At 44.6% G+C, this 22,505-nt stretch carries 11 protein-coding genes and 1 pseudogene; 3 read left to right on the top strand and 9 right to left on the bottom strand.

Annotation, left to right across the window (positions count from 1 at the left end):
- Positions 1-3 precede the first annotated feature (3 nt).
- The 7 genes from BLS15_RS26905 to BLS15_RS26930 form a co-directional block, all read right to left on the bottom strand.
- Entirely contained in the window at positions 4-7,353 is a 7,350-nt protein-coding gene (locus BLS15_RS26905) for a non-ribosomal peptide synthetase (RefSeq protein WP_090514627.1), read from the bottom strand.
- 25 nt (positions 7,354-7,378) lie between these two features.
- On the bottom strand, positions 7,379-8,755 hold the full coding sequence (locus BLS15_RS26910) for an aminotransferase class I/II-fold pyridoxal phosphate-dependent enzyme (RefSeq protein ID WP_175460847.1): 1,377 nt from the start codon (positions 8,753-8,755) through the stop codon (positions 7,379-7,381).
- A 75-nt stretch (positions 8,756-8,830) separates the two neighbouring features.
- Positions 8,831-13,411, bottom strand: coding sequence for a non-ribosomal peptide synthetase (locus BLS15_RS26915; RefSeq protein ID WP_028532098.1), 4,581 nt, complete (start codon positions 13,409-13,411; stop codon positions 8,831-8,833).
- 190 nt (positions 13,412-13,601) lie between these two features.
- Positions 13,602-14,129: a sterol desaturase family protein gene (locus BLS15_RS26920; RefSeq protein WP_021255782.1), complete on the bottom strand. Its 528-nt coding sequence runs from the start codon at positions 14,127-14,129 to the stop codon at positions 13,602-13,604.
- 424 nt (positions 14,130-14,553) lie between these two features.
- Positions 14,554-15,525, bottom strand: a complete 972-nt coding sequence (gene sbnA / locus BLS15_RS26925) for a 2,3-diaminopropionate biosynthesis protein SbnA (RefSeq protein WP_021255781.1) — start codon at positions 15,523-15,525, stop codon at positions 14,554-14,556.
- 1,204 nt (positions 15,526-16,729) lie between these two features.
- Complete coding sequence (locus BLS15_RS29685) at positions 16,730-16,891, bottom strand: hypothetical protein (RefSeq protein ID WP_021255779.1); 162 nt, start codon at positions 16,889-16,891, stop codon at positions 16,730-16,732.
- Positions 16,892-17,100: 209 nt separating this feature from the next.
- On the bottom strand, positions 17,101-17,439 hold the full coding sequence (locus BLS15_RS26930; RefSeq protein WP_090514630.1) for a PH domain-containing protein: 339 nt from the start codon (positions 17,437-17,439) through the stop codon (positions 17,101-17,103).
- Positions 17,440-17,641: 202 nt separating this feature from the next.
- On the opposite strand from BLS15_RS26930, the gene BLS15_RS26935 reads away from it, so the two are divergent.
- The 3 genes and pseudogenes from BLS15_RS26935 to BLS15_RS30115 all read left to right on the top strand — a co-directional run.
- Positions 17,642-18,001: a MerR family DNA-binding protein gene (locus BLS15_RS26935; protein WP_175460848.1), complete on the top strand. Its 360-nt coding sequence runs from the start codon at positions 17,642-17,644 to the stop codon at positions 17,999-18,001.
- Positions 17,985-18,350 carry a hypothetical protein gene (locus BLS15_RS26940; protein ID WP_021255776.1) on the top strand — a complete coding sequence of 122 codons (366 nt, stop codon included), beginning with the start codon at positions 17,985-17,987 and terminating at the stop codon, positions 18,348-18,350. The genes BLS15_RS26935 and BLS15_RS26940 overlap by 17 nt, the downstream gene beginning before the upstream one ends.
- Before the next feature lie 132 nt (positions 18,351-18,482).
- Positions 18,483-18,584, top strand: a pseudogene (locus BLS15_RS30115) (IS3 family transposase); the annotation flags it as partial.
- A gap of 327 nt (positions 18,585-18,911) precedes the next feature.
- Here the strand turns inward: BLS15_RS30115 and BLS15_RS26950 are convergent.
- Positions 18,912-19,712, bottom strand: coding sequence for a copper amine oxidase N-terminal domain-containing protein (locus tag BLS15_RS26950; protein WP_028532101.1), 801 nt, complete (start codon positions 19,710-19,712; stop codon positions 18,912-18,914).
- A gap of 270 nt (positions 19,713-19,982) precedes the next feature.
- Positions 19,983-22,505 (bottom strand): condensation domain-containing protein (locus BLS15_RS26955; RefSeq protein ID WP_139170728.1); only part of this gene is annotated, 2,523 nt, incomplete at its 5' end.

Below are 22,505 nucleotides of genomic sequence, written 5' to 3' on the forward strand. Positions count from 1 at the left end.
TTCTTATTCCTGATTCATCGGAACAGCTTTCGGAATGGAAGACCGAATTTTGGATGTCGGCTTAGCATCTTGGAGTTGTTCATGGATAAATCTACTTAATGACCGAATCGTATCATAGCGAAATAGCGTGTTCGCATCTAGCTGCAACTGATAGATTTGCGACAACTGCACAGTGATATCAATTCCAAGAATCGAATCGCCACCGATGGAGAAATAATTCTCGTTCACATCTGGAGCCTGCTCCATCTCCAACATTTCGGTCCAGACACGCGCAACCGTAGACTCAATACTCTCTAGGCTGATATCCGCTATGGATGGTTTGGCAGATGAGGCATTCATCCTTTTCCTAAGATCGGGCTCCAGTTTGAAATACGCCTGCTTGTCCAGCGCCTGCAAATCCTGCTCATCCAATCCAGTCACCATTAAATGACTGGACCGCGCACCGGTAATCGTCCAAAATGCCCCAATCCCCTGCTTGCGGTCATAACCCAGAATAAGTGGAGATAATCGGGCAATTTCATGAATATGGGAGGACTGCAGCTCTTCGTTCTTGCTTCCCATCCCGGTAAATTGCCATCCTCCCCACTGAATAGATATAAACTGCCGGCCAAGCTGTCTTTGTTGCAACGCATATTGATCCATAAAATGATTAGCACTAGTATAGGGTCCCAGATTTTTCTCTGACAATATAGCGTCTACAGAGGAGAAGGTCATAAAAAAATCAACCATATGTTCACGCAGCAGCATATCCAGTAGTACCGTCCCATAGACTTTAGCTTCATATACATCCTGATAATCTTCCATACTTGCCTCTTGCAGCGAAACCCGGTTCCCTAGTATACCTGCAGCATGAATAACCCCGTCAACGTTGCCGTATTGGGTGGAGATTCGCTCAACGGTTGACTCCAACTCATTGCGTTCTGCAATATTAACCGCAAAATACTGTACATCAGCGCCTATCTCCGCCAGGGCACGAATATTGGCAAGCTGACGCTGGCTCATATTCTCTTCGCGGGTACGTCCCAGCAGCACGAAAGTGGCACGATATTTGCTTGCGATCGCACGGCATATTTCTGTCGCTATGCCTCCGGTTCCGCCTGTAACCAAGTAGACACCATCATTGCGAAACAACTCCCGCTTTGTCTTGGAAGGAACAGATTCGTTCAAATACCGAACATAACGAGTGGCATGCCGGTAGGCCACTTCTTTCGTTTCATCATGCCAGCATACTTCGTTATAAATATGCTGTAATGAGACATCCTTCGCCCACTCCGACGCTTCCAGGTCAATGCAACGCGACTCCAGCAACGGATATTCATGATTGGCGCTGCGATTTAGAGATACGATAAAACTTTGCAGCGGGTCAACAATGGCGTCTTCAGATGCAACCTTGTCCGCATTTCTAGTAATATGGAACAACCGCGCCGGTGTGGCAGCCGTATGCAGCGCAAGCTGCCTCGTCAAATACCAGGCAGGTGCGAGTATCCCGTCAACCACCGCAGACAACTGCTTCCTGTCGGTAACCATCCGATCCTGCAACGGTTGACTGGATGAGATATGAATGCATGTATTGACAATTTGGCCGTTGTCCCTTAATTGCTTCAATACGTCGGCGATTTGATCTTCTTCATTTATATTCACTTCATAGACCTGCCGCTCTAACTGACGATATTGAGGGCCGTAATACATTTGTACGACATCCATGCCCTCACCGCGGAATTTATTCGCCAGTTGTTCCTGCCAGTCAGAGTGTTCGCCAACTATCAGCAAGACGCCCTGTAATAAATGCTTGCGCTCACGCTGAAGCTGAGTCGGTTTCCAATACAGCCGATGCAGCAGTTCACTGGTTACGGCACCTGTTTCCTGTTGTTCTTGATGACGAACTTCAAGCGCTTTGCGCTTTGTCGTGTTCATATCGAACCAGTATGATTTGCGTTCGAATGGATAGACAGGCAAGGAAACAACATTGCCCTTCTGAATTGGTGTCAAATCAAGGTTCCAGCCTGCTTTGTACAGATGTGACAGTACCGTCAGCAACTGGTGATCCCCCTGTGTGAAACCGAATACATCTGCTTCCCATTGCTGGGGAGGGATGGACGAACCCTCGGCGGATTGGGATGCTGTGTCAAGAAGCTGATGAATGGGTATTGCGCCTGCAGTCAGCAGGATGCCTCTATGTGCAAACCATTGCTGTTCATTCATATTCGTATTGTATTGTGCTAAGCTCGTATGCAACGCGGCATCTGTAACATTTTCCAGTGTTCCTTTATTCTGCATAACATTAGAGACCGCTGCTCCAATGCCGATTCCACTCAGCTCATAGTTCAGTCCTGTGGCCTGCAATAGACTGACGATAGCGTACAGAAACGAAGCATAGATCGCTCTGGCCCGAAGCTGCGGGTCATCACTTGAAGCAGCAATATACTCATCGTATTGCGCTCGTTGCTCAAGGTTTATCCAGCCTGTCAGGACTAATTGATCGTAAAGCCGCTCCGCACCCGGAATATAATCTTGTAGCCACAGACTGGCCCTTACCTCTGTTTGTCCATGGCGGGCGTGAATTTCAGCAGCCTGTTCCAGCCGTTCGATGAGTTCATTTCGAGTATGAGCGACCACAGCGAACCGATAATTATCCTGACTGCGCCGGCAGTTCAACGTATAGCTTATATCCGCAAGGGCAGCTTGATGATTATGCATAAGATGCTGCCGCAGTCCGTCTATCTTTCGTTGTACAATTGCAGGAGTTGAACCTGATAAGGTGAACAGATACGGGATCTGCTGCACTTGATCCGGATCAGGTCCATTCTGTGAACCGTCCAACACCGATTGAGGTTCGAATTTCTCCAGAATTATATGCACATTCGTACCACTCAGCCCAAATGAACTCACACCGGCACGAAGCGTCTCTCCAGCGACTGGCTGCCAAGAACTTAATGTACCGTTTACAAGGACAGGTGTCTGTTCAAATGGAATTAACGAATTTAGAGGCGTGGCATGGAGTGAAGCTGGCAACTCATTATGCTGCAAACTCAGCGCCGTCTTGACTAGTCCAGCCAATCCCGCCGCGCTGTCAAGGTGGCCTACATTGGACTTGAGCGAACCGAGTCGGATGAACTGCTTACGATCCGTATACTGCATAAATGCTTTTTGAATTCCTTTGATTTCAATCGGATCGCCCAAACGGGTTCCTGTTCCGTGCGCTTCGATATAAGAGATCGTTGTCGGATCAATATTAGCGTTGCTCCAAGCTTTTAATAAGGTTTCAGCCTGGGCATCAGGACTTGGGGCAGTGATGCCGTTCGATCTTGCACCATCTTGAGTAATAGCGCTGCCTTTAATGACTGCATATACACGATCGTTATGACGTACCGCTTGCTCCAATGGCTTCAGAAGAATACATACGCTGCCCTCTCCACCGATTGTTCCGTCCGCCTGTTCGCTGAATGCCCGACAGCACTCGCTAGGTGAAACAATATTAGATTCCATAGCAAGTTCACGCTCAATCGGCTCAATATCCAGATGGATGCCGCCGGCAAGTGCCAGCTCACACTCTCCGTTTCGTAAAGCCTGTACTGCTGTATGCACTGCTGTCAACGAAGACGAACAAGCCGTTTCAATCACCATGGAAGGGCCATTGAAACCGAAATGGTACGATACTCTTCCCGCCAGATTAGCAGGCAAATTGCTTGACATTAACTCATCTATTTTTAGATCTAGGTGTTGATAATACGTCGGAATTATTCCTGCCATAAAAACACCAACCGGACGATTATGCAGTTCTTCGCGTGTATAACCGGCATCTTCTAGCGTATGGTAGGCCGTTTCCAACATGATACGTTGGTTAGGGTCCATTGATTTGGCCAGTTTTGGTGAAATACCGAAAAACTGCGGGTCAAATTCATCGATCCCTTCAAGATAACCGTAGCGCAAATAATTTTTATCCCTATAACCGGTAGGGTCCAGCAATTTTCTGGATGAGGGAATTTCCCTGATGGTCGTTTGACCGTTCACTAGCATATCCCAGAATTGGTCCGGACCATCTATTTCAGGCAGGTGGATTCCGATACCAATGATGGCAATATCCTGCCCGGCCTTCGAAGTTTCCTTACCCTCGCCCGGTTGCACAGATTGTTCCAATCGATCTTTATTCTCGGGTGCCGAAAGAATGTCATCAGCTGGCTGCATAATATAATCTGCCAGTTGAGCAATAGTGTTGTAGGAAAACAGATCACTGATTTCTAGTTTTATTTCAGGCAGTTCTTTTTTTAGCAGGTTGTACAGCCGCATAATCTGAATTGAATTTCCGCCAAGTTCAAAAAAGTTGGACTGAATCCCAACATGGGAGAGGTTCAGCACATTCTTCCAGATATCAACCAGCTTCTGATCCAATTCATGACGCGGTTCGCTGTAGTCTTCACCCGTGCGAACAATTTCAGTGTTTTCCAATGCTTTGCGATTAATTTTACCGTTCGGCGATAATGGATAGGCTTCACTGTATTGGTAAAAGGAGGGGATCATATAACTCGGCAGCTTATCCGCTAAGAACTGCCGCAATTCCGCTGTTGATGGCTCTGTTCGAGATTTAAGAAAAGCGCATAATACAGGGTTATTCAGAGCTTTTCCCTGCAGCACGACTACTGCATCCTGAATTTGCGGGTGCTGTAGCAATGCTTCTTCAATTTCTCCGATCTCTACCCGATAACCACGGATTTTAACCTGATTATCCACACGACCGAGGTACTGTAAATTGCCGTCTTTTTGCCACTGGCCCACATCACCGGTTTTGTACATTTTATCTCCAGGAATATCGCTGAACGGATTCGGAATGAAGCGCTCGGCTGTGAGTTCCGGCTGGCCCAAATATCCGCGCGACAGCCCTGTGCCGCTAACACAAATTTCACCGGGAATGCCGATCGGGCACAGGCGGTTGTTCCGGTCCACTATATATATTTTTAGATTAGAACGCGGTTTGCCTATCAATGAAATCTCATGCTCAGAATTACCGTCAAAATGATAGGTGCTTGTTTCTACCGTTGTCTCCGCAGGGCCGTAACCGTTAATAATTTTCCCGGTAGGATTCAATATCTCGCGACATTTGCGCACCAGACTGATCGGCACATATTCGCTGCCCAGAGACAATGAGGTCAGATCAGGCAATACAGGGCGCTCGCTCCGTTCTTCTGCTTGCTCCACCAGCATATTCATCAGCACTGGTATTTCATCAATACTGTTAATCCGGTGTTTCTGCAAATAGTCCAAATACTGGTCGGCATTCTTGCGTACGTCCGGATGAAGCAAGTGCAGTGTTCCACCTGAAACAAGCGGCGAGAAAATCTGCTGAATGGAACTGTCAAATGCGTAGGAATTGGACAACAGCACCTGATAGCCTGGGGTATGATCATATTCTTCTAGCGTCCATAATATAAATTCAGTGAAAGAACGCTGATCAATCATTACACCTTTGGGCGTACCAGTTGAACCAGATGTATAAATGACATACGCCAGTGGAAAATCAACGCCTTCATGATCTGCTCCAACTGATTGACCAGCGGCAGTATTCTCAACTAGCCGGCAGTCGCCCTGCTCCAGCACTACTGTAGTCCTAACCATCGCAGCAGCAACCTCCTGGTACTGCTCCATGGTTACAATAATGCTAACCTTGCTACTTTCGACAATATAACGAATACGTTCCTCCGGATAACTTGGATCAATCGGCAAATAAGCACTCCCCGAACCAAGCACTCCCATAATGGCGGTAATCAAATCCGTCGACCAGTCCATCAGCAAAGCGATAATCCTGCCCTCGCCTGCTCCCCGATCACGCAAAAAACCAGCCAGCCGCTCTGCCTGTTGGGCCAGCTCACAATAAGTCAGCCTGCTTTCTTGAAAGACCACAGCCGTATATTCGGGCGTGGCTTGGGACTGCTCAACAAAAAATTGATATACGGTTTTGTCCTGCTTCAGGTCCATTCGATCCGTCTGGTTGAACTCCACCAGCAGTTGTTGTTTCTCAACTTCCGTCAATAGCTCCACTCCAGCAACCGGCAGTTCAGCCTGATTCATGAATTGTTGCAATATCGAAATAAAATGCTCTCCCATCTTGTGAACGATCCATTGTTCGAACAGATCAGAATGATATTCCAGCTTCATCATCGGCCTTCCAGCCAACAGGAAGGATACGGTCAAATCGTAATGATTAACCTCGTATTCTTCATATCCGATAATGTTGAAGCTGCTAAAAGAGCCCTGCAGCAATTGCATATCCAGAGGGTAGTTTTCAAATACCAGAATATGGTTGAAAAGCGTCTCCGTGCCTTTCATCCGGGAAATACTTTGAATATCGCTTAGTGGTAGATTTTCGGACTTTTTATAGTGAATTAGCTTATTATGTATGTGTCGAATATAATCAATTATCGACAAATCACCAGCTTCACTTACAATGACAGGAATGGTATTGATGAACAACCCTATCATCCGCTCCACCTGAGGCAGTACATCCGGGCGGCCTGAAACGGTCAGGCCATACACGACCTCATTACTGTCGTTGTACCGTTGCAAGAGAAGTGCCCAAGCAGCATTCATTATAGAACTGGCCGATACGCTATACGCTCTCGAGAATTCCTCTACTTGAGGAAAAATGCTATGAAGATCGATTTCTACCTTATGAATATCGCCACCCTGTGTTCTCGTCTGCTGCGCATACGGCAGTTTCGTATACGAGCTTAAAGATTCCAATTCGGTCTGCCAAAATTGGCGAGCCTGCTCATGATCATATTGTTGCAGCCATTTGATGTACGCCTTATAGGCAGGCTTACTGCTGCGGGTTACATGTTGATCATGTAGTAGCAATTCATAGGTTTGCAGCCATTCACTCAAAAACAGTCCCAATGACCAGCCATCCAGTATAATGTGATGAAATTGCACTAGTATGGTGTAGCTATTCGCATCTTTCTTGCACAATACAGTCCTCAGCAGCGGACCTTTTGTGAGATCGAAGCCGTTATTCTGCTCACGACGTCCAATTTCACTCAACCTGGTTTCTGTATCGGCCGGAGACAAGGTGGACAGATCCTCTTGGCTCAGGATCAACTTTTGCTGCTTTAATACGATTTGAACAGGCTGACTTAGATTCTCCCAGCGAATGACAGAGCGAAGACAGTCATTATCCACTGCCATCCAATTCAGCGCCTTCTGCAATATTTCTGCATCCAGTTCACCGGTAATATGCAATGCCACTTGACTCAAATAGAGCGGCACCTCTGGTTCTTTTAAACAATGAAACAAAATGCCTTCCTGTGTAGGCGACAGCGCAATAATATCTTCAATGTTCTGATTGTTTACCTTTTGGGCCATACTAACCTCCCGTATGTTTGCGTGATTAAATAATTGCTGAATGGGCAAAAACGTCTTCGATCTTGCTTAGATAGCGAATAATATTGTCCACACGGTCATGAATCAGTGTAATACGGAACCAAATTTCATCAGGCCGTTGCAAAATACCAAATACATTGCCGGGAAGAATGCCACAGTTCACTTCATAAAACAGCTTCTTGAAGAATTCATCATCATTGTCAAACCGGTACTCGGGATTCACTTTAATGAAGAATACATTGCCAATCTGTTGATTGGTATAATCTACAAAGACTTTCGATCCTTTCACATACTCGGTCACACGTCGAAGCGCATCGGCCTGTATGTTATCCGAAAGCTGAATGCGGGATTGATATTTCGCAAACAGCTTAAGCTCCTGCATTTTTTTAAACAATAGATGTTCATCCACATTCTGACTCCAGCCGAATAATCCCTGGTCAAATAATTTCATATCCTCCAGCGCCGGTTCTTCTCCGGTAATCAGCTTATATTTGAAATACAGATTGAGCGCAAAATAGACCAACGAGTGGGTATTCATGCTATTTTCCATCGATGAAATAAAATATTTGTATTTCTCGTCAATCCGCGGATCACCAAACCAGTATCCCGTACGGAAACCGGAATAAAACGGTGTATCTTTGGAACAACCATATACTTTAATCACGTAATCAAGCTTATCCGTCAGATTAAAAATTTCTGTAAAGCCGCGGCTTTTAGGGAAGATCAAGTCCTGGTAGATATTATCTACCACCAAGAAAATCTCATTGGCCTGGCATAATTCTACGATCTGCTGCAACTCCCTTACATTCTCGCCCTCATAGGTAGATTGGGCAGGATTGTTAGGGTAGGTGATGATTACCGCGACTGTAGAGGGTGTAATCGCATTACGAATCTCGCAACTGGTGGGCAGATAATTATTCTCTCGTTGTGTATATACGTATTTAGAGGTTGCCTTGTCGTTCAGATTCGACAGTTGGGCTGCATAGACCGTATAGTTGGGCAAAATCAGAATCACTTCCGGATGCTCCAGCCCTTTTTCAACTTGTTTTAATTTCAAAATTGAATTAATAACACCGTTCATCACATTGGTGCAGCCGTTCCCGCAGCCTATACCGGCTTGCTCTACCAGCCTGTGGCTAATATCCGCCCGCTGGGGGGCATTCTGTAACAGTCTTGCCAGCTCCAGTCTACGGATCAACGCATTCATCTCGGTATAACCGTCGGGAGATGTGTAACCCGGCTCTATCTGATGCAAAGCAGAAATTTCGTCCATGGTGAAGATTTCTGGAAAGAGATGAACATTAAAGTTCATATTATCCAATATGTTCATTGATTCACGTCTATCAAACAAAATACTCCAATACTGAATCAAGCGTTGGTACATTTCCAGATTCTCAAATTTTTCCTTGTAGTACGAGTTGTTTGACATGGAAGTATTCCTTTCTATATACAAATTTAATCAGTCTATTAACAAAGAATCCAGCTCTGCTTGATCCAGCCCGATCGTCTCAAAATCAGAGGGCGTATATGTTGCCGACTGCCGGGCTGTGCAGTGTGTGATAATGGCAATCAACTGGTCATGCCAGGCATGAATTAGCTGATCCATCGCTTCCGTAGTAAAGTGTTCTTTTACGTAAGTCACCGAAAGGCGAAGCTGGCCTCCAATCGTCATCGCATTAACATCCAGTCGGACCGAAAAGGCATTGAACAGCCCATTATTATGACCGGTCTGTTCTTCCGCCAGTGCAAACAGACCAGGAGCGGACAAGGCAACAAAATCACCAAGATAATTAAATCGGATCATCTGCCCGATTGGTGATTCTAACATTGAAAGAATGGATGAAGGCTGTAAATGCCGACTTATCAAATAATCGAAACCTTTATTCGGCACACTGCGTAGCTGTTCCTTGACTAGTTTGATCTGCTGCTCTAGATCAGCGGCAGGCAGTTCAATACGAACTGGGAAAATGCTTGTGAACCAGCCTACCGTTCGAGATACATCCACAGCCTCGCTAAACCTCTCTCTTCCATGTCCCTCCAGCTCCAGCAGAATGCAAGAACCAGTATCCAGTTGTTGCACTACCTGTGCTAGTGCGATAATTAGCAGTTCAACTGGTTCCGTGTGATACGCGGAATTGGCGCGAAGCAGCCATTGACTCGTCCAATCTGCGCTTAACTGTTTGGTCACGGTAGCTGTGTGGCGATTTTCCACCGCTCGGACGTTCGGTGCGTTTCCTCCACTCCAGTCATCAAATATTTCGGTCCAGTAAGATATGCTTGTGGAAGTCAACGAAGCAGCATAGTGTTCCAATTCCTCTGTCCATTGCTGGTAGGATGATGTTTTAGCTGGCAGTACAGCTTCACGACCGTCTTTCTTTGCCGTTAAGATGGTAATCAAGTCCTCCAGTAAGATACGCCAAGAAACACCATCAACTACTAAGTGATGTGCTGTTAGCAGCAACCTTGCGCCTTGACTCCCGAGTTCAAAAAAAATCGCCTTGAACAGCAGATCAGACTGCAAGTCAAATGACGATTTTAATGTACTGCCCGCCGCTTCGATCCTCTCCAGCTGCTGATCATACGACAAGGACGACAAATCCAGTTGTTGCACTTGAAGAGGAAGATCCAGATGAACAGGATTATAAAAAAGAACACGATCATCATTCAGATTTAATCTCAAACTGTCATGATGAACAATTAGCGCTTGCAGGCCCGATTCTATCATTTCCAATGTAACCGAGGCATCCAGCGACAATAGTACCGATTGATGATAATAATCCTGCTGAGTCAATTGCTGATCAAAAAACCATTCGTGTATGGGAGAACGCTTCAAGACCCCCTCCGCTATTCGATGACGATCTTCCTGGTCTGCGCCTTTATCTTTGACAAGGTAAGCCACCATATCGCCGATTCGCGAATATGTCAGAATATCATTGACCTTTAGGACATATCCTGCTGTTTTCATTCTGGAAGATAGCTGAATCGCCTTAATGGAATCGCCACCTAATTGAAAAAACTCGTGCTCCAATCGTACAACCGGAATATTCAAAAGCTGTTGCAGCGTGTCGGTTAACAACTGTTGTTCCACTGAATACAGATACTGAAGCTCGTCCTTGTTTGACTCCACAGATACTTCTAGCTCCATTATCGGCACTGGTAATTTGGAAAAATCGATTTTCCCATTAATCGTTAACGGGATTTCGTTCACTTCAATTAGCTGTGGAATCATATACAACGGCAACTTGGCGGCAAGTTTTGTTTTGATCATTGCCAGTTCTACAGGCGTTTTCATTATCAGATAGGCGCAAAGCTTACTTCGTTGGTCACTCTTCACTGCATTTACAGTCTGTTGATCGGTATGCTCCGCATCGTTCATCCGGTATCCCAGCACGGCTGCATTGGAAATTTCATCAATTTCCAATAATGCCGTTTCGATTTCACCTATTTCAATACGGTACCCATTCAATTTGACCTGACGGTCTTTGCGGCCCATGTATTCCAGATGATTGCGCTCCGTAAAACGGACCAAATCGCCTGTCCGATACATCTTTTGCTGCGAAAGAAACGGATTTGGTACAAAGGCTGCTTCCGACAATTGCTCCCGGTTCCAGTAACCTCTTGCCACTCCTTCACCTGATATGAACAATTCTCCAATGCAGCCTGTCGGTACAGGCTGCAAATGCTCATCCAGCACATACAACTGCACATTAGCCGCCGGCTTGCCGATCGGTACAGAAACGTCAGTATCCTCTAGGGGGTCATATTTATGAATCATACAGCCTACCGTAGCTTCCGTCGGACCGTATTCATTATAAATATGAATATTTGCACCGAAGCAATCATTTATTTCCTTGGCGATTGAGGTGTTCAGATTCTCACCGCCTACGATCAGAGTGCGTATAGAGCTCTGTGTATACGATTGCTCACGTAGTAAAGACAAATGCGCAGGCGTCAGTTTCAGTACAGTAACCTTGTTATCTCGCAAGATATCATACAATACAAAACCATGGTCTGATTCACTATAAATTCTCAGCTCATGCCCACCTATTAACGGTGTAAAGATAGACGTAACCGTCAAATCAAATGACAATGAAGAATATAAAGCGAAGACTTCCGGTGTTTGCCGCACGTAAACCTTATGAGCCCACCAGATGTAATTCGTCAGATTGCTGTGTTCGATCATAACGCCCTTCGGCTTGCCGGTTGAACCGGAAGTATAAATCATGTAAGCAAGTTCACTCGGACCTGCCGACGGTCCGGTAATGTTCCAAACTGCTGCGTCATCTTCATCCTGTTGCTCCGGCCAAAGAATAGTCCCGCTGTAATCCACATCCGTTGGCAGTTCCCGATTCAGTACCATACAGTTTAGGGTGCTATCTTGCAAAATATCATTAATACGTCGGCTTGGATATGCATGATCGATAGGCACATAGGCAGCTCCGACTTTCAAAATAGCCAGCACTCCGGCCACCAGCTCCATCGAATGCGTTCCGTACACACCCACCTTGTGCCCGGAACCTATGCCAAGCTGCCGCAAGCGTACACTTAGTCGCAGAACCTGCCGATGCAGTTCCTGATAGTTCCATGTCTTGGTATACATACTGATAGCTATGCGTTCCGGCGTTAATTGCACTTGTTGTTCAAACAGCTCCACAACATTGTGGTTTGCGGGATACGATTGCGTTGTATCGTTAAATTCAACCAACAACCTATACCGCTCGTCTTCCGATAAAAGTGAAATTTGCTGAATCATCAGTTGCGGATGATTCATGATTTGCGTAGCGATCCTCATTATTCTATCAAACATTAGATCTATATCCTGTTTGCTGAATATGGCGCATCGATAATCAAATTCCAGCATCAACTCTCCTTCTGCCCATTCCTTTATCACCAACTGCAATGGAAGCTGTTGATAGCCCGAATGCAATTGTATGACCTCGAATGGCTGATTAAGTAATTGATTGCTCGGTACAAATGGATAATAATTGACCGACAGTTGGAACAAGGATTCGTAGCCTCTTTTCTTCAACTGTAAATCCTGCATCAACAAGTCGAACGGATACTTCTGGTGAACATAACCGGTGCGAATTTCGCGCTTGACAGCGGATAACAGCTCCAACACCGCAGCCTCCGGTTGAATATGGAACGGTACGGGCATTGTGCTTGTATACATGCCAATAGTTTGTTTATCTGCTGGACCGGAACGGTTGTATACAGGCAAACCTATCGTTACATCTGTCTGACCATACATTTTGAATATGTAGAGGTTCATTAATAGAACAAAATAATCGTTCAGTGAACAGTTATATTTTTGTGTCCAATCATGTATGGACGAAGTGATTTCCCTGTCCAGCGCATAGGATGCCCGCTGCGCTTCAAGTCGGTCGGAGCCCATATGAAAAACAGGCTCAGGAATCGTCTGAAACTTTTCGTACCAATAAGCACGGTCCTTCGCAAAACGAGGAGATTGTGCATATTTCTGTTCTTGATTTATCAACTGTAAATACGTTTGATCTTCCTGTATCGCATCATCCTCGCCGCGAAATAACCGCTCATAATGGTTGCAAATCTCTGCCGTCAGGAGTGGAAGCGACCAGCCGTCAAAAATCAAATGATGTATCTTGGCAAAAATACCGTAATGTTTCTCATCTAGCCGGTACACTTCAAATCGATAAAGGGGTTGTTGTCCATCTAGCGAAAGCGGCAGACGAAGTTGATTTTGCAACCATTGATCCCACACTTGTTGTGGGTTGGCTTTTGTGCTAAAATCCGTAAACTGCAGCCCGTGCTTACCATCCTTGGATACGGTCTGCATGGGGTCGTCATCTTCCTCTGAGATGACTAACCGAAATACCTGATTGCCAGCGATGACCGACCGAATCGACTGCATCAACATATCCGCGTCTATCTGTCCATAGATATTTGCGATACCACAAATATGATGAATATTAGTATTGGGATATAGTTTTTCGGTATACCAGATTCTCTTCTGAGGATGACTTAGCGGATAATGATAATCAGCATAATGAGGTATGATCACGAATTTTCAAACCTTTCCTTATCAGAATAGGCGCGAGTTCCTGCCGGTTAACTTCTAGAATATAACGTCTGGAATGACAGATGACCTAAGACATTATTAAGCAGAATTAATACCGAGTTCATGGTACAGCATTAGGCGGCAAAATAACTGCCTGCTTTAAAAGGCGGAAATATGAGCAGTTATTTTTTGGTCAGTATCTCTCATCAAGATTTTCTCTTCTCCCCTTCGCACCTCGTACCCCCAAAAATTTCTTGTCGGTTGTTTGAAAGATATGATCCCACAAGGTAATGAAAAAAGAGTAGTTGCACTTATATAGATCATGATGCTTTAAATGGTAGGCGCCGATCGACAGCCATCGGGTGATGATACCCCTTATCCTTGGATTGTGATCGACTACCTTGCCAGCCAAAAACACTTCATAAACATAATGAAATCCTAACAATATGCCCCCTGGAACCGGGTCGATGAAGACGAGGACAATTAAGGGTAACGTCAGAGTAAGCCAAATATCCAGCGAAGCCTTAAAACTTCCGAACCAGAAGAAATAATTTGAAAACTCGGGCCAATTCGAATCCCCATATTTGACACGGTGATGTACGATATGAATTTTATATAAGAAATTTTTCTTATGGGGAATATGTGCTAGCCGATGTACGCTGTACGAGTACAGCGTCCAAAGGAAGAAGTATGCAATAACTTTTGCAATAACTAACACCATTGTCATCATCCTCCATTTTTTATGGATAGCTTCAAAGACAAAATCATCGAGAAGCCCTGGGAATAATACACAAATCTCGCTTGAGAATTTCGATGCTTGATGGAAAAACTGGAAGCTGCAGATAGGGGACTCGGTTCAGAACAGAACCCTTTTCCTGGTTAACAATACTTATCTTCTTTGACAATGCTACTTGTGCATGATGATGGGCGAAGTATATGCTCCTGTATTGATAGTCCTACGCATTGACTCTTTCAACTGCAGATCGTTCTTTTACAATCTAATCTCCCGGCATAAGCCATTTTTTTGTGATAGAGGAAGTATGCAGTCTGCTGCTAAACTTTTGCCATCGTGCCTGTCCCAATAGTTCCGATTGATTGAGAAGTTATATGGCTCACCCTCCATTCCTATGCTTATAAGTTCCTTCTCATTTAGATATAACGTGTTCAATCTCCTTCTCACTAGTCAATTTCCAATCCGGGTTGTAGATAGTGCTTGTATATCGATCTCCACGATCCGGGAAAACTGTAACTACATTGATTTCGCGATCGGGTAAATTTTGTGTGAAGTACTTTAAGATAGCTGACATTACAGACCCCGAAGACCCCCCTGCCAAAATAAAATATTCCTTTAGCAAACGCTGGCACATATTAACCGTCTCCAACTCACTAACCATTACATGATCATCAATTTTGGCCTTATTAAGTATCAATGGGTACTTGCTAGATCCAATTCCCGGAATACTCCTTTTTCTAGGTTGTGACCCGAAAATTACCGAACCATAAATATCAACAGCTATAATTCGCGATTCAGGGAAATACTCCTTAATACGGTTAGAAACCCCAGTTATCGTACCCCCTGAACTCACCCCCATGAATACATAATCAATCTTTTTTACAGACTCTATTAGTTCACTAGCCAGTGTATGATAATAAGCCTCGGCATTTAACGGGTTCTCATACTGGTTGATCCAATAAGAGTTGGGAATATTCTCTACCAACTCTTTTACTTTTTTGATCCGATTTAGAAGATATCCCCCATACTCATCTGGTTCCGTGATTTTGAATACTTTATCGCTTAATGCAGAGATCAACATCTCATTGTCAGGCATTGTATTTTTATCAATCACACAATAAAACTTTAATCCTAACCAACGACAAGCCGCCGAAAGAGCAAGTCCAAAATTACCAGAAGAAGACTCAATGATAACTGTGTCTTTGTTTATAGTTCCACATTCTATCAATTTTTCAAGGATATAGGAAGCTGCTCGATCTTTCACACTTCCCGTTGGATTAAACATCTCCAGCTTTGCGAATATATTGAGCTGCTTAAGTTCTGACATCGTAAGTTTTAGTAAGGGTGTATTTCCTACAAGATTTAAAATATTATTTTGAATCAAGGCTAGTTCCCCTTTCTAGAGATACTTGAACTGATCACAAATAAACTTGGATATGTTAACAGTTTGAGTCATAAACATACCCAACATTTTGTATGGATAATTCCAACGAATTATCCAAAACACGGTTATTCCCCACCTTTCATTAGCCTGAAGCTGCTTTATTTCAGCAGAAAGCACCTTTATACAGTTCCATAAAATGCGACACCGCAACAATGTCGGATATGCGTTCAAAATCCCATTGACCGGCCCCGTCATGTACAGAAATACAAAGACATATGTTTAAATCGTGGAAGAAAGTAAGTTTGGAAACATAACCGGAAATAAAAAGGCTACAGCCCCTATGACGACGGTGAATAGCAACTCGCCTACCACATTAATATTTCCCCTATCAGATCCGCTCTTTTTTCATAGACCGTATTGCTAGTTAATGTAACAAGTTTGGTAGTTGTATAACGTTGACCATAAGCATGCATCAAAATTCCGAGCCCAAAATAAAAAAAGAAGACCGTTCGTCAGATTGTCTTCTCTACCAAATGCCTCCCTCGTAATATCTGAAGATCTGTGGAAATAGTCCATTAACGCAAAAAAACTAGGATTAAACTGTTAGTTCATGACCAACAATCGATGCCTAGTTCTACTTCTAAATGAATTATTAAGTTTAAACTCTTTTCTCTTATACATGAAGCATCAAAGCTCAAAAATCGCCAACGAGCATAGCTTCGCCCGTTCGCGCGAATTCACTCGCACTACATATTACATAGTTTGCAATTAAACACTTAACGTGCCTTAACAACGATTAAGTATTTTACTTCAAAAGTTAAGTCCTATCTCTGACATGGTCTATCTAATCTAATTAAAAATACATAACAAAAAATAACATAATACCCCTCATAAGTCAACTACCAATAAAAATGGGATATTTAATAATATTATGAACGAATAGTGTCTCTGTCTTTCACGATCACTATTAGAAAATCTCAGAAGTACCCCACAAAGGATTCATCTTTAGCGTTAATAGATGAGAAACATGATGCCAGCCACTTCTCAGAGTTAGCTCAATAAATCTTTGCCATGTAGTACTCGTCTACAAATCTATCATCAATTATTATCGAATTTTTCTTTATCCCTTCTACTTCAAATCCCATCTCCTTATATAATTTCTACTTCAAATCCCATCTCCTTATATAATTTTATTCCATTATCATTATGCGTCATAACTGTTAGTTCCACTCGCGTAATATTGGTTGCTAATCTCCACTTCTCTTTCGTTAGGCTCAAATAACATATATTTCGTTTCTTTATCTAATTTTTTATGCAAAACAACTAATTGACTTGCATCTTTTTGCGTTACTTCCCTTATGATCATCTTTGTATTACCCCTTTCTTAAAAGTCTTTCGATTGGTTTCATATAACGTTCTTGTATTCACGACGTCGAGAGGATTAAGGTATGAAAAGATAGGCGAGGCCATCCGATCGAACCGGCTGCGCGAAGCGCAGTTGCCTCGCAGATGTGTCCACCTGATCCCGAGTGCCGAGTGGCCCGAAGCGTGAATATATGTTGTTATACGTAGTTCCTAACTTTCCTGATAAGCTTTCAACTGTTCTTTGCCTTTATCGTCTTTAGTTAATATGTTATATATTTTTTCTTGTTCCCATGTTGATATTGTATAGTCCTCATCGCTCTTCAAATAAATCTTTAGTTTGTTTCGCATTATGTACATCGTTTTTTTCTTCTCAACTTTTTTGATATCTGTTCTTCTTATTTCAAAGGATTCTTGGATCATAGTCACTTTGTATGAATTAAATTTGATACTTTCTTCCGTTATCTGTAACTTCCCTACGGCTTGTTCCATATTGCTAATAATGTAGTTGGCCTGCCCTTCGTATACTGTAAATTGATCGTTATGCTTCAAGATGATCATCCCTTACTAAGTTTTGTCGTTTTTTATAGTCTTTCATCAGGAATTGCGTTTAACGTTGCCCTTATTCAAGTCCTTATTTGGAATTGTAACCCATTACCTTTCTTATTTCATTACTTCTTTAAATAGGCTTTGTTAAACTGTGTTGTTAATTTTTTTATTGAAGTAGCGGGCAGCATAGTTGCATGGATACCGCATGCAAAAAGATAGTAAAAAACGATTGACATTGGAGTTGAATATTCAAATCATGCAGTATGCGGACTTTTCTCTAGAAGAAATCAAGGGGAAGTTTCAGTTCTATAGAATGCAGAGTGTAGATCCTGCTTATTGCCATGAGGTCGCTGAATTTCTTGATGCCAAGAAAGCTGAAACACGCAAGAAAATCGCACATCTTGAAAAGGTCAGTCAATTGCTCGACATAGCAGTTAACACGCTAAGAGACTTTAATCATGAAAGTGACCAGCAGCTGGCAGTGTCCGTTCGGGAGATTTACCGGGATCTTCACAAGAAGGAACCAGAAATAACTAAGGAGGATTGTGATGGACGTAAGAATTAAGAATTATTATTGTTTGATTGCCGGCGTTCTTGCAATACTTTTTGCTGTTACGCACGCATGGAACGGGCAATCCGCTGTACTGCCGACGCTCTTAGTGAATAATATAGCCTTGGATACACGGATAACATTTACGTATGTCTGGCACATTATCACCGCTGAGAATCTGGTTTTCGGCATCGTATTCATTATCCTGTCATTTCAAAGCGAGAAATCTAAGATCCGGTTTGCTGCGTGGATGATCGTGTCACTTCTGCTCATCCGTCTAATGGTCATTAAAGGAGGTCAATCATCACAAACCAGTAAAAGTTTGAAGCATCGAGGAGATGAGCGTGAGGTATACCTGGGTTGACTCTTACAATTGGCTGAAGTATCACGTGCAGATTATTATAAGTGGCGTAATAAGATTTCAGAACCGCGCAGGTTGCAAGAGCAGTCACCAGAAGAACATATAATGGCCTTATAACGACTACATCCGTACTTTGGCTATCTGCGTATGACTGTTGCTTTGAAACGCGAAGGGATTCATGTCAACCATAAGCGTGTTTATCGGATTATGAAGAAGCCCCTTTGCGTAAATTGGTAACCGACATCACCTAATTTTCGGGCAGGTGATCGCTTTGTTTATCTATCCGCGATTCAGGATCTCCTCAATCACGAGCAACAAGCTCACAAGGATTGGAATACTAGGCAGTCATTCTAGACGTGGAAACTGCTTGACAATGCATGCATTGAATCGTTCTTTTCACATCTTAAAACTGAAAAAATTTGAACGCTTCCAAAAGAACTTGTCCTAGAATCAGCTAAAAAAAGAGTAGCGTAATTAACGCTACACCTTTTGCAAGAAAATTTATCCTAACAGATTTAGATTTGAAAATATACAAACAGAGGATCAATGAACTGCTAATCCGTACTATGGCTCAATTATTTGTCTGCCCACGTTCACATCATCTACCTTCCATTGGTTATCAACAAACTTATAAAATACATAACGATCAACGAGCTCAAGATTGATAGGATCACTTTCAAAATAAGCTGATTGGTGCATTCTCGCCGCTGTGGTGCTGTCGTAGGTAATATCGGCCTTTTTTGTTAGTATAGCGTTATTTTTAATTCCTTTAATGTGAATAATCTTGTTTATAAATGAGTCCGTGAAAAAAGGTCTGAAATATGTTCGAATTTGCGAATAGCTTGAGAGATCGGTAGCTTCAATTAACTTTGTATTAAGCACGTTTGTTCTCTCCTGACTCATTCTCAAAGGCTTGAGCGACTCTGTAAGGATAAAGACCTGTTGCAGTCCGATCGTAATGGTTGCTTTTCGTTCTTGCTCGGACCACAGCGCTGTTCCGCCAAAGGCCTCAGCAAAAACACGAGCTGGTACATAAGTTGTTCCCTTATCAATTTTTGCTGGCACATCAAGCTTGAAAGCAGCGTTATTTAATAAAGCAGTGCGAGAATTAACATGCAGCAATAGCTCTCGATTGCCATGAATAATCGTAATGCTTTTTTTTGCCTGGTTCCAGATCACTTCTGAATTGAATCTCTCTGAAACAGCACGTAATGGAATCAGCACTCGTCCATTCTCAACTTTTCCATTGTCGACCGTATTCGAAAAATTATTGGCAAAGCTTATTGTTGGATTACCGATTAGTAAAGTAAACACTAAAGAAAGTGTTAGTGCGATATTGTTTTTTTCATAGATGTTTCCTTCCACGGTTCTATTATATTAACCCTAGCTCAATTCTTGTCGTCGAAAATAGCTTGCGATACACTCTTCTTCAGTTAGATAGACGCTATCTTATAGATAATGCAGAATAAAAATATGAAAAAAGTATTTTGTTGATTTTCCATTAAATCGAAATTGTTACTCGGCGGCACTTGACGGCAGATTCCTGTGGTGGATTTTTCACTTTCATTTGGAAGAAAACACCCGGCAGGATGCATACCGAGAGAAATACGGCATACACCCAAGCCGGGTAAGGGATTAGAAAATAATATCAATGGCCTCTAGCACATCTTGCTCCTGTTCGGATTGCCCGTTCAGGGAAATATCCTTCAACAGCACCGAAGGCTGTTCGCAAATTTGAGAGATGATTACGAGCAGGTCCTGAGCGAAAATGTCGATCAGATTGCGTGTGAACAACTTGGTGGCATATTCAAACTGCCCGTTCATTCCCTCATCCAGCAACGAAATGACCAAGGTTAGATCAAATTGGGAAACCGTATGTGTTTCCGGATAAGATTCGATCTTGATATCCCCGAAGTTTTGAACGTTATCTTCCTTGGTTTCCAGAGCAAACACGACATCGAATACAGGATTGCGGCTTTGATCTCGCGGAACCTGCAGCTTTTTCACAAGCTCCTCGAACGGATAATCCTGGTGATCGTAGGCCCCCAGCATCGTTTCTTTGACTTCGTTCAAGTAAGCGAGGAACGTCTTCTCCCCGGACGGATAATGGCGAATCGCCAAAGTGTTGACAAACATTCCGATGAGCGGCTCCAGGTCGGCATGTGTGCGACCTGAAACCGGCGTACCTACAATGAAGTCTTCTTGTCCCGAGTACTTGCTGAGCAGGATTGAATAGACCGCCGATAACACCATATAAAGGGTGCCACCGTTCTCATCGGCGATGCGCTGCAAGCTGTCGGTCATCTGCTTGTCGATGCTGAAAGGCAGCACATCTCCCTCAAAGCTGCGAACGGCAGGTCTGACAAAGTCCGTAGGCAGTTCAAGCGTCGGCAGTTTTCCTTCCAACACGTCCAGCCAGTAGGCTTCCTGACGTTTCAGCCGCTCTTTTACAGGTTCGGACTGCTGCCAAGCAGCGAATTCCTTGTATTGGATCCGAAGCGGTTCCAGATTCTCGCCGTTATACAGTCGCAGCAGCTCTTCGACGAAGATGCCCATCGACATGCCATCCGTGACGATATGATGAATGTCCAGCATGAGCAGATGCCGTTCCGCTTCCCATTCCACTAAGCCCACACGCAGTAGCGGCGGCCGCTCCAAATCAAAGACGCGCACAAAGCCGGCTGCGATGCTCTTCGTTTCACTTTCCGTCGCTTTCGTATACTCGACGGCGAACTTCATGTCCGGATAAATCCGTTGTACCGGTATGCCATCGACCATTTCGAAGCCGGTTCGCAAAATTTCGTGACGAGCGATCAATCCTTTGAGCGCCGCCTCGAATTGATTCCGCTCTAAGCGCCCGACGAGAACCGTCATGCCGGACATGTTGTAGCTAAGCTCGGCGCCTTCCATCTTCTGTTGGATGTACAGCCGTTTTTGCACGGAGGAAAGCGGATAGTGATCCCTCTTATCTAGAACCGGAATGGAGAGGTATTCCTGCCGCTCCAATTGGCTGATCGCTTCGGCCATCGCTTCGATAGTCGAGTGCCGGAAGACATCGCGCAATGGCAGGTTCACGCTCAGCTCCTTGTGCACCTTGCTGACCAGCGTCGTCGCCCGCAGGGAGTGCCCGCCGAGGTCGAAGAAGTTATCCGTTACGCCAATCGTGACCGGCCCGAGCACGTCCTGCCAGATGGCGACCAGTTTCGCCTCCAGTTCGGTGCGCGGCGCCACGTATTCGCGGCCTGCGTTTGCTCCCCCTTCCGGCGTCGGCAGCGCCTTCCGGTCGATTTTCCCGTTCGGCGTCAGAGGCAGGCGCTCAATCTCCACGAAATACGACGGGATCATGTACCCCGGCAGCTCGCTGGCAATCGCCCGTTTCAGGTCTGCCGCCGTCAGTTCGCCATCCGTTGTGTAGTACGCACACAGCGCTTTCTGCCCGTTCGCATCACTTCGAACCAGCACCACCGCTTCACGCACGCCTTCCACACTCAGCAGTTTCGCTTCGACTTCGCCCGTCTCAATCCGGTACCCCCGGATTTTCGCCTGGTTGTCGATCCGGCCGATGAAGTCCACATTCCCGTCCTCCATCCACCGCGCCAAGTCTCCTGTGCGGTACAGCCGCTCGCCTGCGGAGAACGGACTGTCTACGAACTTCTCTTCCGTCAGCTCCGGACGGTTCAAGTACCCGCGTGCTACCCCGACTCCGCCAATGACCAGCTCGCCCAGCACCCCGGCCGGCACCGGGTTCATATGCACGTCCACAATGTAGAATTTTGCATTCAGCCACGCTTTGCCGATCGGCACATGGCCTGTCTGCGGCAGCTTCGTCAGTTCCTCGTCGTAGAAGCTGGAATCGATCGCCGCTTCCGTCACGCCATAAGCATTGATGATCCGGAACAACGAGCCGAAGCGTTCCTGCAAGGTCCGGTAATCCGCCACGCTGCAGCTGTCCGAACTCGTGATCAACAGCTCCATCCAGCTCATATCCAGCCCATGCTCGTGCACGTACTCTAAGAACGGCACGATCAGCGCCGGCGTTGATTCGAAAATGGTGACCCGCTCTCGCTCCATCCAGTGGTGCAGACGAGACGGATCGATCCGGTCGTCCTTCGGCACAATCACCATCGTGCCTCCGTTGTACAGCGTCCGCGCGATATC

It is taken from the genome of Paenibacillus sp. cl6col (assembly GCF_900102125.1).
Taxonomy (GTDB): Bacteria; Bacillota; Bacilli; order Paenibacillales; family Paenibacillaceae; genus Paenibacillus_B; species Paenibacillus_B suaedae.